The 14335-nt window shown below is 66.7% G+C and carries 8 protein-coding genes; 4 read left to right on the top strand and 4 right to left on the bottom strand.

Annotated features, from left to right (window positions below):
- Window positions 1–28: 28 nt before the first annotated feature.
- The 4 genes from OZ10_RS04075 to aptA form a co-directional block, all read right to left on the bottom strand.
- Entirely contained in the window at window positions 29–4123 is a 4095-nt protein-coding gene (locus OZ10_RS04075) for a CHASE domain-containing hybrid sensor histidine kinase/response regulator (RefSeq protein WP_039564002.1), read from the bottom strand.
- A gap of 151 nt (window positions 4124–4274) precedes the next feature.
- On the bottom strand, window positions 4275–5579 hold the full coding sequence (locus tag OZ10_RS04070) for a DUF445 domain-containing protein (RefSeq protein ID WP_039407333.1): 1305 nt from the start codon (window positions 5577–5579) through the stop codon (window positions 4275–4277).
- A gap of 389 nt (window positions 5580–5968) precedes the next feature.
- Window positions 5969–6841: a plasmid replication/partition related protein gene (locus OZ10_RS04065; protein ID WP_039407331.1), complete on the bottom strand. Its 873-nt coding sequence runs from the start codon at window positions 6839–6841 to the stop codon at window positions 5969–5971.
- Window positions 6842–7189: 348 nt separating this feature from the next.
- Window positions 7190–8542, bottom strand: a complete 1353-nt coding sequence (gene aptA, locus OZ10_RS04060; protein ID WP_039564001.1) for an omega-aminotransferase AptA — start codon at window positions 8540–8542, stop codon at window positions 7190–7192.
- 380 nt (window positions 8543–8922) lie between these two features.
- Between aptA and OZ10_RS04055 the strand changes: the two genes are divergently transcribed.
- The 4 genes from OZ10_RS04055 to OZ10_RS04040 are packed head-to-tail and all read left to right on the top strand — an operon-like array spanning window position 8923 to window position 14067.
- Entirely contained in the window at window positions 8923–10602 is a 1680-nt protein-coding gene (locus OZ10_RS04055; protein ID WP_039407881.1) for an OFA family MFS transporter, read from the top strand.
- Between the two features lie 6 nt (window positions 10603–10608).
- Window positions 10609–11454: a formate dehydrogenase accessory sulfurtransferase FdhD gene (fdhD, locus tag OZ10_RS04050; RefSeq protein WP_039564000.1), complete on the top strand. Its 846-nt coding sequence runs from the start codon at window positions 10609–10611 to the stop codon at window positions 11452–11454.
- Entirely contained in the window at window positions 11451–13799 is a 2349-nt protein-coding gene (locus OZ10_RS04045; RefSeq protein ID WP_039563999.1) for an FdhF/YdeP family oxidoreductase, read from the top strand. Before fdhD ends, OZ10_RS04045 begins: the two co-directional genes overlap by 4 nt.
- Window positions 13789–14067, top strand: coding sequence for a hypothetical protein (locus tag OZ10_RS04040; protein WP_039407875.1), 279 nt, complete (start codon window positions 13789–13791; stop codon window positions 14065–14067). The genes OZ10_RS04045 and OZ10_RS04040 overlap by 11 nt, the downstream gene beginning before the upstream one ends.
- Window positions 14068–14335 lie beyond the last annotated feature (268 nt).

The raw sequence follows: 14335 nt of genomic DNA, 5'->3' as shown, positions 1-14335 counted from the left end.
GTCCTTGCAGTCGGGCAGGAGATCGCGGTCAGCCTGGGTGGGTGGCGTGCCAGTCGCGCAGGGTGGCTTCGGCGCGGCGGAAGTCGAAGTCCTCCACCGCGCGCTGCAGTTCCTCCTGCAGGCTGCGCGGCAGGCGCGGCGCGCAGATCAGCAGTGCGTGGTCGATCTTGTCGGCGTCGTCGCTGGCGAAGGCGGCCTGCAGGATCTGCAGGCTGTCGGCATCCAGCGCAACGCCGGCATCGTCGCTGTCGGCCTCCTGCGCGTCGTCCTGCACGAAGGCGCGAATCGCATCGGCGGTGCGCTGCATCACGTCCTTGAGCGCGAGCAGCGAGGCGGTGACGTCGTGGCCGTCTTCGATGCGGGCTTCCAGATCGCCCGCCGCGCCGGCCAGGGCCGGCAGCGCCAGCGAGCCGGCAGCGCCACGCAGCTTGTGTGCCAGCGCGCCGATGGCGGGCAGCTCGTTGCGGCGCAGGTGCTCGGCCGCCACCTCGGCCGGGTCCGGGTTGTCGCGCAGCAGCTTGAGCAGATAACGCACGTACGGCTCGCGGTCGCGCCAGAGGCTGTGCGCACGCGCCGCGTCCAGCAGCTCCGGCGTGTCGTGCATCCACGCCGGACCGGCCGCCACGGCGGTTTCGTGCGGCAGCGACGGAATGCGCTTGGCCCCGGGACGCATGAAATGGCGGATCGCGGTGACCAGTTCCTCGACGTTGAACGGCTTGGCGATGAAGCCGTTCATGCCGGCCTCCAGCGCTTTTTCCTGTTGTGGGCGGAAGGCACCGGCGGTCAATGCAATCACCGGCAGACTGGCCAGGGCAGGAATCTGCCGCAGCCGGCGGGTGGCTTCGTAGCCGTCCACCACCGGCATCTGCACATCCATCAGCACCAGGTGGAACAGATCGGGCGCGCGCTTGAGCGTGTTGACCGCCTGCTCGCCGTCATGGGCGACGGTGACCATGGCACCTTCGCCTTCGAGGATGCGTTGCGCCACCTCGCAGTTGATGTCGCTGTCGTCCACCAGCAGAAGATGTGCGCCTTCCAGCCGCCGTGCGACGAAGGTCGGCGCCACCGGGCGCGCGCCCGGACGCTGTTCCACCAGTTGCTCCACCAGCCGATGCAACGCGGCCGTGGTCACCGGCTTGGTCATCACCGCGTCCAGGTCCTGTTGTTCTGGGTGTTGCTCCAGCAGGCGCCGTTCGTAGGCGGTGACCATCACGATCACCGGGTGCGGACCGGGCGCTGCACGCGCGCGGATCTGGCGGGCGATCGCCACGCCGTCGATGTCGGGCATGCGCCAGTCGAGCAGGAAGATGTCGTACGGCTCGCTGGCCTGTTCGATGGCCGCCAGCGCGGCCTGGCCGTTTGCCACTGCGTCCACGCGCCAGCCGAGCTCGGTGGTGATACGCACCAGGTTGTTGAGCGCCGCATCGTGGTCGTCGGCGATCAACACCCGCGGCATCGCTTCCGGCGGCAGCGCCGGGAGCTCCTGATGCGCAGTGGGGGGCGCGGCCTTTTCCAGCGTCACCACGAAGTAGAACTCGCTGCCGCGGCCGGGCACACTTTCCACTTCCAGCTCGCCGCCCATCAGCTCGATCAGGCGTCGGCTGATGGTCAGGCCCAGCCCGCTGCCGCCATAGCGACGGCTGGTGGAGGTGTCGGCCTGCAGGAACGGAGAGAAGATCAGGCTCTGCTTTTCCTTGGAAATGCCGATGCCGGTGTCGCGTACCGAGAACAGCAGCTTGACCTTGTTGGGGTCGCCGCTGGGGAAGCGTCGCACCGACAGCACCACTTCGCCTTCCTCGGTGAACTTGATGGCGTTGCCGACCAGGTTGACCAGCACCTGGTTGATGCGCAGTGCATCGCCCAACAGCCAGCGGCTGTCGCGCGGCAATGGCTCGACGATCATCTCCACCGGTTTTGCACTGAGCGAAGAGCGCATCAGGTCGGCGATGTTGTCGAACAACTGGTTGAGGTCGAACGGCGCATGTTCCAGATCGATTCGCCCGGCTTCGATCTTGGAGAAGTCCAGGATGTCGTTGATGATTTCCAGCAGGGTGCGCGCGGAGCGATCGATCTTGACGACCATGTCCTGCGCCGCGCCGGGAAGTTCGCTGCGCTGAAGCAGATACAACATGCCCAGGATGGCATTCATGGGCGTGCGGATTTCGTGGCTCATGTTGGCCAGGAAATCGGACTTGGACTGGTTGGCGCTCTTGGCCGCATCCATCGCCAGGCGCAGCTGTTTTTCGTGCAGTTTCTGCTCGGTCAGATCCACGGCGACGCCGAGGTAACCGATCACCTGGTCGTTGTCGTCGCGCAAGGTGCTCAAGGTCAGCAGCACCGGCAGGCGGCGGCCGTCGTGACTGACGTAGGTCCATTCGCTGGTGTCGCTGCGCCCGAGGCTGGTGAGCGCGGCAACTGCCTCCAGGGTGTGCGCCACCGGGACGCCGGTCTGTTCTGACAGCCGGTGCGCGCGTTCCTGCAATTCCTCGGCTTCGACGAACTGGCTGACCTTGCGACGGCCGATCACATCCTCGGCGTTGTAACCCAGCAGTTTTTCCGCGGCCGGGTTGAACAGCGTGACAAAGCCGCTGGAGTCGGCGGCGATGATGGCGTAGCCGGCGTGCGCCAGGATCGCGCGCTGCAACACCGAGAACTTCACCAGTTCGCTGGTGCGCTCAGCCACCTGATGTTCGAGCGAGGCATTGAGATCGACAATGCGCTGATGCGAGCGCACCCGGTCGGAGATGTCGCGGAAGAAGTGCGAATGCCCGCTGAGCGTGCCATCGGCATCGATGATCGGTGCCTTGCTGGCCAGCACATGCACGTGCTGGCCATCGCGGTGGCGCATGCGCTGCGCTGCAGAGGCGTTGCCCAGATGTGCATCGTCGGCGTGGTCGACCTGCGGCATCGCATAGGGCTGCGGTGACAGCAGTCCTGTCAGGTCCTGGCCGATCGCCTCGTCGGCGGTGTATCCGAACATGGCTTCGGCTGCCGGATTCCAGTGGGTGATGCGGCCGTCCGGTGTTTCGGCGACGATGGCCTCGCTGGAATGGCTGACCAGCGCGGCCAGTTCCATCTGCTTGCGCAACACTTCTTCACGACGCAGCCCGTTGCTGAAATACAGCGCCAGCAAGGCGGCAAACAACACCGAGGTGGCCATGACCAGGCCGCCGACCAGCCAGGGCGAGGTCTGGTTGAGCGAGGCCACGAAACTGGCAGTCGGCTGGGCGGTGATGACCCAGGTGCGGCCGTAGATGGGCAACAACTGCACCACCGGCGGGCGCCGCGCGCTGTCGCTGATCGGCGTACCGCTGCGATAGAAATTGTGGGTCGGCTCGTTGCGGTCGGACAGGTCCAGCGCCACGTCGTTGCGCTCGCCCAGCGCGCTTTGCACCATCTGCTCGACACTGAAGGGCGCATACACCCAGCCGCTGGTCGCCGCCATGCGTTGCTGCGGGGTCTGCAACGGCATGCCCTCGCGATAGACCGCCAGCAGCACCAGAAAGCCGCTTTCAGTGGGCACGCGGTAGCCCGACAACGAAATCGGCGAGGTCATGATCGGGGAGCCGCTGCGCGCGGCCTGCAAGGCGGCGGCGCGGCGCCGTGGTTCGGACGCGATGTCCAGACCGATCGGGCGGTTGCCCGAGGATTCGGGCTCGAAATACAGCACGAGGTAGCGCTCGCCTTCCCACGGCGCGAGCAGCCGCCGGTGGATGTCCGGTGCGCCGTCGGCGCGTGCGGTCTGCAGGAACGCGGCCTCCTCGGACGGTGCGACCCGGTGGATATAGCCGTACCCCAGCACGCCGGGGAACTCGCGCGAATAATCCCGCGAGCGGCTGTAGAGGGTGAAGCGCTCTCGACTGATCACATCGCTGCCGGCGCCGATCACCGCGCCACGCGCACCGCGCAGGCCGTGCTCGAAGGTATACATGCGCTCGCTGATGTTGCGCGCCAGGGTGCGCACCACATACTGAAAACGCTGCTCGCGCTCGAGCTCGTTGTGCCGGTGCAGCCAGACTCCGGTGGCGATGGCCGCAATCAGGCCTGCGGTGAGAATCAGCAAGGCGCTGGCAAACACGCGGCGCCCGTATTTCCTGCGCAGATCCCAGCGGCCGTTCGGCATCTTCGTCCCTTTGCCTTGCCTGTTGCGTGCCCAGTGTGCTGGCCGACAACACTGTCGGCTTCGTGGTACCGCCTGACGATCATCCGGCTGCGTGCAGTGTCCCCCGCGGCATCGGCCGCACCGTCTGGGCGATCATCGTCGTGTCAGTGCATCAGAACGATAGCCAGATCGACAGTGCGTGAAGGGCAAGGCCGATCAGTCCACCGACCAACGTTCCGTTGAAGCGAATGTATTGCAGATCGCGTCCGACACCCAATTCCAATTGTTCGACGAGGTGACGTTCGTCCCAACTTTTCATGGTCGACGCGATGTGCTCGGTGACCGATGCGCGCAGCCGCGTGGTGAGTTTGTCGGCGGCCTGCAACATATGCTGGTTGAGCGCCTCGCGCAGCGAAGGATCCTGCGACAGGGCCTGGCCTAGCGATTGCATGGAGCGCTCCATGTGAGCGGCCATCGACGACTCTTCACGCGCCAGGTCGTTGCGCAGGGCATCGCGGATTTCGCCCCATAGCCCCTGCACATATTCCTGCAGTGCCGGATGTTCGATCGCGCGCTGTTTGAGGTCTTCCACGCGCGCGGCCATCTCCGGCTCGTCGCGCAGGCGCGCGATGTAGCCCTGCAGCCAGGCCTCGTAGTCGAGCCTGATGGGATGGTCGGGCGTGGTGAGGATGTCCTGCAATTCTTCGAGCGCCGCCCGCGCCATGCGGTCGGCCAGGCTGTCGCCGATCTCCTCGATCGGCTTGACCCAGTTCACCGTGCCGACCAGCTTGGGCCACTCGCGCCGCGCATAGCGCACGATCAGCGCAGAGGCGCGCGTCTTGACCTGTTCCTGGTCCAGCCATTGCCCCAGCCGCAGCAGCACCTCGTCCAGCAACTTCTGATGGCGGCCGTCGGTAGTGAGCAGGGCCATGACATCGCCGACCGTGGCGGCGGCATTCCATTTGCGCAGGCGGTCCACGACAAACCGCTGGATGGCACGCCGCACCGCCGCTTCGTCCAGCAGTTCCAGCGCCTGCAACATCCAGCCGCGCGCCATCTGCGCCAGCATGCGTGCCTGCTCGGGCTTGGCCAGCCACTCGCCGAGGCGGCCGGCCGGGTCGAACACGCGCAGCTTGTCCATCAACGCCTCGGGCGCCAGGAACTGATCGCGCACGAACACTGCCAGCCCATCGGCCAGGCGCTCCTTGCCGCGCGGCAGGATGGCGGTGTGCGGGATCGGCAGGCCCATCGGGCGGCGGAACAGCGCCACCACTGCAAACCAGTCGGCCAGTGCGCCCACGGTGGCCGCTTCGCAAAATGCTGACACCCAGGCCCAGATGCCTTGTTCGCCCATCAGATGGCTGACGACAAAACCGGCGAACATGGCCAGCAGCAACGCTGCTGCGAGTAGCTTCATGCGCTGCAGCTGCGCGCGACGCGGATCAATCGGACGGGGAGTGCTGAGACTGGGTTCCATCAGTGGAGTGTACCCAGTCGTTTGACCAGGGCATGTCCACGGCAGGTGGCGCCACCACGCGCGAAGGTTGTTGGCGGCCTCTTGCGTGCTTTTGCTCCAGCTGCGCTTGAGTTGGGGCGACCCGGCGGCTGTTGCCGTCGTAGGAGCGCACCTGGGCGCGACGGGCTTTATCAGGAATGCCTGTCGCGCCCAGGTGCGCTCCTACAACGGCGTGCTCTGCTGGATTGACTTGTCACTAGCGGCGTATTGCGCAGGCGGTCGGTCCGGTCGCGATGCGACCAGTCGCCCGTGTAGGAGCGCACCTGGGCGCGAGGCGTTACCGGTAATTCTTCGTCGCGCCCGGGTGCGCTCCTACCACGGGCAGGCTTGCCGGACCGGCAGGTGCGCACTTAGCCGCGCAGGCGCTCCAGCTGCGATTGCAGTGCGGCGACCTTGGACTGCAGGGCGGCGTTTTCGTTTTCCAGCTCGGTGACGCGGCGTTGCAAGGCCTTGAGGTCGCGGCGTTCGGCTTCGCCGCCTTCGGCCTCGTCGGACTTGGGCTTGCGCTTGGCGTCGCGCACGCGCTTGGCGGCCTGCTTCAGTTCGGCCTTGCCCGCCTGTGCGGCGGCGCGCTGTTCGTCTTCGGACAAGGTTGCCACGGCAGCAGCGGCGCTGATGGAAATCTCGCCGGACTTCACCGCCTGCACCACTTCCGGGGCGGCCTGTTTGTGGATGCGCTCGATCATCACCACCTGATTGCTGCTCAGGCGCGCCTCGCGTGCCAGCTCGGCGCGGCTGACCGGGGTGGAGGTCTCTTCCCACGGCGGGCTGTCGGTGTCTTCGGTCGCTTGCGCGGCGCTGCTGTCACGTATGGTGCTGTCATCGCCGCCGCTTGCCGCGTGCGCGTCGGCCTGCAGGGGGGCTTCCGCGGCGGCATCGGCATCGCGCTGGGTACGCTGGCGCAGCGCCAGGATCTCGCGCTTGCGCAACGCCAGCACGCCACGCTGGAAGTCGGAGACGCTGCGCCGGCCCAGGTGCTGCTCGATCATCCACAGATGCACGTCCTGCATCGACTGGAAGCGTGGGTTCTGCACGGTCTGGAACGGCAGCCCGTGCTTCTGGCAGATGCCATAGCGGTTGTGGCCATCCACCAGCACATCGCCCCACAGCACCAAGGCGTCGCGGCAGCCTTCAGCCAGCAGGCTGCGCTCCAGCGCCTCGTGCTCATCGGGGGTCAGCGGGTCGATATAGGCCTTGAGTTCTTCTTTGACAACGATGTTCATGCGGCGACGGCGGGGGAGTGCGGGGCCGGCATTGTAGTGAGCCTGCCCCGGCTTTGCGCGCTTGACGTGCTGCCTGCCGCGTGAGACGCGAGCACCTGTGGATGGCGAACGCAGCAGCGGACCGGGCGGTGCCCGGCCGCAACGGACCGCCTGCCTGCCGCACGCAGGCGGCACCATCCGTGCGCGGTGCAGCCGGCCACTGCCGCGACCCGGATGGATGCCGCGGCGTTGTCGCGCATGTGCTGGAAAGGCCGCTTCCCGCCAAGCGCCCCATCGCGCGGCGCGTCGAACGGAGCACTGCCGTGGCGGCCGCGCCCGCTACGCACCGGGCTGCCGCCTCGGCCACACTCACTCCAGCTGACGCAGGATCGCCGCCAGCGTCTCGACCATCTGCCCGACCTGTTCGGGGCTGACGATCAATGGGGGTGACAACGCGATGACATCCCCGGTCACCCGCACCAGCAGGCCGCCGTCGTGGAAGCAGCGCTCGAACACCTCGTAGCCGCGCGCACCGGGGGCACCGTCGCGCGGCGCCAGCTCGATCGCACCGATCAAGCCGATGTTGCGGATGTCGATTACGTGCGGCAGGCCGCGCAGGCCATGCAGCGCCGCTTCCCACTGCGGGCCCAGCGTGATCGCGCGGGAGAACAGCTGCTCCTCGGCATAGGTGTCCAGCGTGGCGATCGCCGCCGCACAGGCCAGCGGGTGACCGGAGTAGGTATAGCCGTGAAACAGGTCGATCGCCTGCTGCGGGCCGTGCATGAAGGCATCGAAGATGGCATCCGCCACCAGCACCGCGCCCATCGGCACGGTGCCGCTGGTCAGCCCCTTGGCGGCGGTGATGATGTCCGGGGTGACACCGAAGCGCTGCGCCGCGAACGCCTCGCCGACCCGGCCGAAGCCGGTGATCACCTCGTCGAACACCAGCACGATGCCGTGGCGGTCGCAGATGGCGCGCAGCCGCTGCAGGTAACCCTCCGGCGGCAGGATCACCCCGGCCGAGCCGGACACCGGCTCGACGAACACGGCGGCGATCGTGGAGGCATCGTGCAGGGTGATCAGCCGCTCCAGATCGTCGGCCAGCTCGGCACCGTGCAGCGGCAGCCCGCGCGAATAGGCGTTGCGTTGCAGATCCAGCGTGTGGCGCAGGTGGTCGGTGCTGGCCAGCAACGGGCCGAACCATTTGCGGTTGTTGGGCAGCCCGCCGATCGACATGCCACCGAAGCCCACCCCGTGGTACGCCTTCTCGCGGCCGATGAAGCGGGTACGCTGGCCCTCGCCGCGCAGGCGGTGATAGGCCAGCACGATCTTCATCGCGCTATCCACTGCCTCCGAGCCCGAGTTGGTGAAGAACACATGGCCTAGACCGGGCGGGGCCAGGGCGGCCAGGCGTTGCGCCAGCACGAACGGCAGCGGTGAGCCCATCTGGAAGGTGGGAGCAAAGTCCAACGTGCCGGCCTGGTCGCGGATGGCCGCCACGATCCGTTCGCGCGCGTGGCCCGCGTTGCAGCACCACAGGCCGGCGGTGCCGTCCAGGATCTGCCGGCCGTCGACATCGCGGTAATACATGCCGGCGGCGGAGGCGAGCAGGCGAGGGCGGGCCTTGAATTGGCGGTTGGCCGTGAACGGCATCCAAAATGCCTCCAGCGGCCCGGGTGCAGGCAGCGCAGGCGCGTCGTCGTGCGCAAGTGGGTCATGCATGGCCGGCTCCGTCGCGGGGTGTCGCCCGACTGTACGCAGCCATCGTGTCGGCCGTCACCCCGGCGATGGCCGGAATGCGGCACATGGCGCGGGGTGCCCGGCCGGCGCCTGTGGGGGTTAGCCCCTAAGAACTAGTCAATTAGTCGCAGCCTCGGCCGCTAATCTCACAGAACGCCTGCGTGGCGTGGGGATGGCCATGCGATGGAACGCTGCGGGGGCGTCGCCAAGCATTGCAAAGCGGCAAGGATTGCCGATGATGCGCCAGACAACCGCCAGTTGGGCCTGGTTATCGCCGCTGCCCTTATCGCAACACGCCAATCGATCGCAGCCGTCAATCGTTTTTATCGCAGTTCATCGCACTTTATTTTTGGGGAATGGGAATGACGCAAGGGTCCACCGTGGCGACAGCCAGCGGCGCTGACGCCGGTCTGCTGTCCAAGGAGCGCATCGTTGCGCGTCCGGGGTTCAATCGTTGGCTGGTTCCGCCGGCTGCACTGGCGATCCATCTGTGCATCGGCATGGCCTATGGCTTCAGCGTGTTCTGGTTGCCGCTGTCCAAGGCGCTGGGCATCACCGAAGCGATTGCCTGCCCGGCCGACATGGGCCTGTTCGCGCGGATGGTGGCCACCACCTGCGACTGGAAGATCAGCGAGCTGCAGTGGATGTACACGCTGTTCTTCGTGCTGCTGGGCTGTTCGGCGGCGATCTGGGGCGGCTGGCTGGAGCGTGCCGGCCCACGCAAGGCTGGTGTGGTGTCGGCGCTGTGCTGGTGCGGCGGCCTGGTGATCTCGGCGGCCGGTATCCACTTCCATCAGATCTGGATGCTGTGGCTGGGTTCGGGCGTGATCGGCGGCATCGGCCTGGGCCTGGGCTATATCTCGCCGGTGTCCACGCTGATCAAATGGTTCCCGGACCGTCGCGGCATGGCGACCGGCATGGCGATCATGGGCTTCGGTGGCGGTGCGATGATCGGCAGCCCGCTGGCCGATGCGTTGATGCGCCACTTCGCCACGCCGACCTCGGTGGGCGTGATGGAAACCTTCCTGGTCATGGCTGCGCTGTATTTCGTCTTCATGATGGCCGGCGCGTTCGGCTATCGCGTGCCGCCGAGCGGCTGGACCCCGGCCGGCTGGACCGCGCCGGTGGCCAGCAACAACGCCATGATCACCGCCAACCATGTGCACGTGAAAAAGGTCTGGGGCATCCCGCAGTTCTGGTTGCTGTGGGGCGTGCTGTGCCTGAACGTGTCGGCCGGTATCGGTGTGATCGGCATGTCCTCGCCGATGCTGCAGGAAGTGTTCGGCGGCCGTCTGATCGGGGTGGACGTCGGCTTCGGCAGCCTGGATCCGACCCAGCTGGCCAGCATCGCGGCCATCGCGGCCGGCTTCACCGGCCTGCTCAGCCTGTTCAACATCGGTGGCCGCTTCTTCTGGGCCAGCATGTCCGACAAGCTCGGGCGCAAGAACACCTACACGCTGTTCTTCGTGCTGGGCATCTGCCTGTACGCCGCGGCGCCGTCGGCCGGTGGCGTGGGCGGCATCGCGCTGTTCGTGGGCATCTTCTGCATCATCCTGTCGATGTACGGCGGCGGTTTTGCCACCATTCCCGCCTATCTGGCCGATCTGTTCGGCACCCAGATGGTCGGCGCCATCCACGGCCGTCTGCTGACGGCGTGGGCCACCGCCGGCATCCTCGGCCCGGTGGTGGTGGGGTATATGCGCGAGTACCAGCTGGCGCACGGCAGCCCGCCGTCACAGGTCTACAACACCACCATGTACATCCTGGCCGGCATGCTCGTGCTCGGCCTGATCTGCAATCTGTTGGTGCGTCCGGTGGCCGCGCGTCACTTCATGACGCCCGACGAGCTGGCACGCGAAAAGCAGCTGGCGCACGAGAAGGTCGACCGCAGCGGGCATGCGGTGCTGCCGCCGGAGCAGATGGCGCGCATCGGTCATGGCGGCAATCCCGCACTGGTGGCGTTTGCTTGGCTGGCTGTTGGCATCCCCATGGCCTTCGGCATCTGGGTGACCCTGCAGAAAGCCTTCGTGCTGTTCCATTGAGGTGAGATGACCAGTCCGTCTTCCCGCACGGTGCGCCCGGGCAGTGTGGTGCGCAGCGTGATTCGCCATCGCGGCGGTCGCGGTGCCACGGTGCAGGACATGGTGGCGGCCGAAATGCCGGTTGCCCTGATCTATAACCAGGTGCCGTTCGCGGTGATGATGGCCACGCCGGAGGACCTGGAGGATTTCGCACTTGGGTTCTCATTGAGTGAAGGCATCGTCGATCACGCGCAGGACCTGCGCGTGGTGGCGGTGGAGACGTTTCTGGAAGGCGCCTCGCTGCAGATCGAGGTGCCGCCCGAGCGCGCGGCGGCGTTGGACCGGCGGCGGCGCAATCTGGACGGGCGCAGCGGTTGCGGCGTGTGCGGCAATGAATCGATCGAGGCGGTGCTGCGTGTGCCGCCGGTGGTGCAGTCCACGCTGCGGATCGATGCGGATGCATTGGCGCGTGCGCTGGAGGCCTTGCATGCGCAGCAGCCGATTGCCGCGCAGACCGGTGCGGTGCATGCGGCTGCTTGGGCCGATGCAAACGGCGTGGTGCAGCTGGTCCGCGAAGACGTCGGCCGGCATAACGCGCTCGACAAGTTGATCGGTGCGCTGGCGCGGGAGCGCGTCGATGCATCGCAAGGGTTTGCGGTGGTCACCAGCCGCGCCAGTTACGAAATGGCCATGAAAGCCGCGCAGGCCCGGATCCCGCTGCTGGCAGCGATTTCGGCACCGACCGCGCTGGCGATCAGCCTGGCCGACAGTGCGGGACTGACCCTGATCGGGTTTGCCCGCGATCACGATTGTGTCGTTTACAGCCATCCGCAGCGCCTGAATCTGGGCGTTGGCGTGGGAGAGCCCGCATGAGCAAGAAGACCATCCAGCAATACGACAATCCCGCCGGCGGCTGGGGCGCATTGCGCTCGGTTGCCAAGCACCTGATGGAACAGGACATCGCGGTGCAGGGCGCCAAGACGCTGCTGCACGCCAACCAGCCGGACGGTTTCGACTGCCCCGGCTGCGCCTGGCCGGACCGCGATCACACCTCCACCTTCGAGTTCTGCGAGAACGGCGCCAAGGCCGTTGCGGCCGAGTCCACCGCGCGCCGCGCCGGGCCGGAGCTGTTCGCCTCGCACAGCGTCAGCCTGCTGTCGCAGTACAGCGACTACTGGCTGGAAGGGCAGGGCCGGCTGACCCAGCCGATGCGTTACGACGCGGCCACCGATCATTACGTGCCGGTGAGCTGGGACGAGGCGTTTGTGCAGATCGCTGGGCACCTCAACGGGCTGGCATCGCCGGACGAGGCGATCTTCTACACCTCCGGGCGCACCAGCAACGAAGCGGCCTTCCTGTATCAGTTGTTCGTGCGCGAGTTCGGCACCAACAATTTCCCCGACTGCTCCAACATGTGCCACGAGCCCTCCGGCACCGCGCTGCGTTCGCAGATCGGCGTGGGCAAGGGCACGGTGTCGCTGCACGATTTCGAACTGGCCGATGCGATCTTCATCTTCGGGCAGAATCCGGGCACCAATCACCCGCGCATGCTGGGCGAGTTGCGTCAGGCCTCCAAGCGCGGCGCGGCGATTGCGGCATTCAATCCGCTGCGCGAGCGCGGGCTGGAGAAGTTCGCCGACCCGCAGGACAAGCTGGAGATGCTGCACAACGGCTCCACCCGCATCGCCTCGGATTATTTCCAGCTCAAGATCGGCGGCGATCTGGCCGCGGTCAAGGGCATCATCAAGCACGTGCTCGAGCGCGACGCACAAGCCCAGCGCGACGGCACGCCACGCCTGCTGGATCTGGAATTCATCGACGCCCACACCGCAAACTTCGACGCCTTCGCTGCCGAGGTGCATGGCGAATCCTGGGACACCATTGTCGAAGAATCCGGGCTGGACGAGGCGGCGCTGCGCAAGGCCGGCGAGCTCTATCTCAATGCCGAGCGCGTGATCGCCTGCTGGGGCATGGGCATCACCCAGCACAAGCATTCGGTGGCCACCATCCACATGATCACCAACCTGCTGTTGCTGCGCGGCCATCTGGGCCGGCCGGGCGCGGGCGTGTGCCCGGTGCGCGGACACAGCAACGTGCAGGGCGACCGCACGATGATGATCTACGAAAAACCGCCGGCCGCGTTTCTGGACAAGTTGCAGACGCTGTTCGGGTTCGCGCCGCCGCGCGAAGACGGCTTCGACACCGTCGGTGCGATCGAGGCGATGCTGGACGGGCGCGGCAAGGTGTTCTTCGCGATGGGAGGCAATTTTGCCGCCGCCACGCCGGATACCGACGCCACGCATCGCGCGCTGCGCAATTGCGAATTGACCGTGCATGTCACCACCAAGCTCAATCGCAGCCACTTGGTGCACGGGCGCGATGCGCTGATCCTGCCATGCCTGGGCCGTACCGAAATCGACATCCAGGACGCTGGCTCGCAAGGCGTGACGGTGGAAGATTCGATGAGCATGGTGCACCTGTCGGCCGGCATCAATCCGCCGGCTTCACCTGATTTGCTGTCCGAGCCGGCGATCGTGGCGCGCATGGCCGAAGCCACGCTGGGCGCGCGCAGCGCGATCCGCTGGCGCTGGCTGGTGGGCGACTACGACCGCGTGCGCGACCTGATTGCGCAGGTGTTCCCGGACTTTGCCGGCTTCAACGAGCGCGTGCGCACACCCGGTGGGTTCCGCTTGTCCAATACCGCGCGCGATCGCCAGTGGGTGACGCCGGAACAACGCGCGGTGTTCAAGCCGCATGCGGTGCCGACCGACAACCCCATCCATCGCGCACGCCGTACCCGGACCGACCAGATGGTGTTCACGCTGGCCACCACGCGCTCGCACGATCAGTACAACACCACCATCTACGGGCTGGACGATCGCTACCGCGGCGTGTTCGGCGAACGTCGCGTGCTGTTCATCAACGGCGCCGACATCGCGGCCTTGAACATGAAAGCCGGCGACTGGGTGGACCTGGAAAGCCTGTGCGATGACGGCGTGCAGCGCGAGGCACGTCGCTTCCTGCTGGTGGACTACAACATCCCGCGCGGCTGCCTGGCGGCGTACTACCCGGAAACCAACGCATTGGTGCCGCTATCGAGCTTTGCCGACGAAGCGCGTACGCCCACCTCCAAGTCGATTCCGGTGATCGTGCTGCCGCATCGCGCCGAAACTGCGGATGCAGCGCCACGCGACATCGGAGCGGTGCTTGTCCGCTGATCCGCAGCTCACCGCCCAGCTGTTGCATACCCTGGCCGACGCGCCCGAGGGCGTGTCGTTGCCGAAGCTCTGCAAGCAGCTGGGCGTGCGCATGAGCGTGCTGCTGCGCACGCTTGCCTGGTTGGGGACGGCAAACCTGGACGGGCAACCCGGTCCGGATTGGGTGCGCGTGGAAGATCGCGGCGAGCGGCAGTTCGCGGTGCTGACGCCGGTCGGTTTGGCGGAACAGATGCAGCGATCAGCAGCGCAGGCGCCACAGGGCGGCTGAGCCAGTTCCTGCTGCTTTGAAAGCTGTGCAGAACGACCAACCCAACTGGTCCTCGCCCGCCCACCGTCGCAGGACCTTGCGCGGCATGGAGGCCGCGCCAGAGCTACAAGGACGTACTTGCAGCGTGTCCTGCGATGGCGGGCGGGCAAGGGCCCTGCAGCAAACGCGAAGACCTCGCACCTTGCAGGTCAAGCAGGTGACAGTCTCCGGCAACGCATTGCCGGACACTTGGCCGGACACATCTGGTTCAAGACGAGCAGGACGCGAT

Origin of the sequence: Xanthomonas cannabis pv. cannabis, from assembly GCF_000802365.1 — a bacterium.
In the GTDB taxonomy this organism is placed as follows: Bacteria; Pseudomonadota; Gammaproteobacteria; order Xanthomonadales; family Xanthomonadaceae; genus Xanthomonas; species Xanthomonas cannabis.
This window is presented reverse-complemented; position numbering and strand designations above follow the sequence as displayed.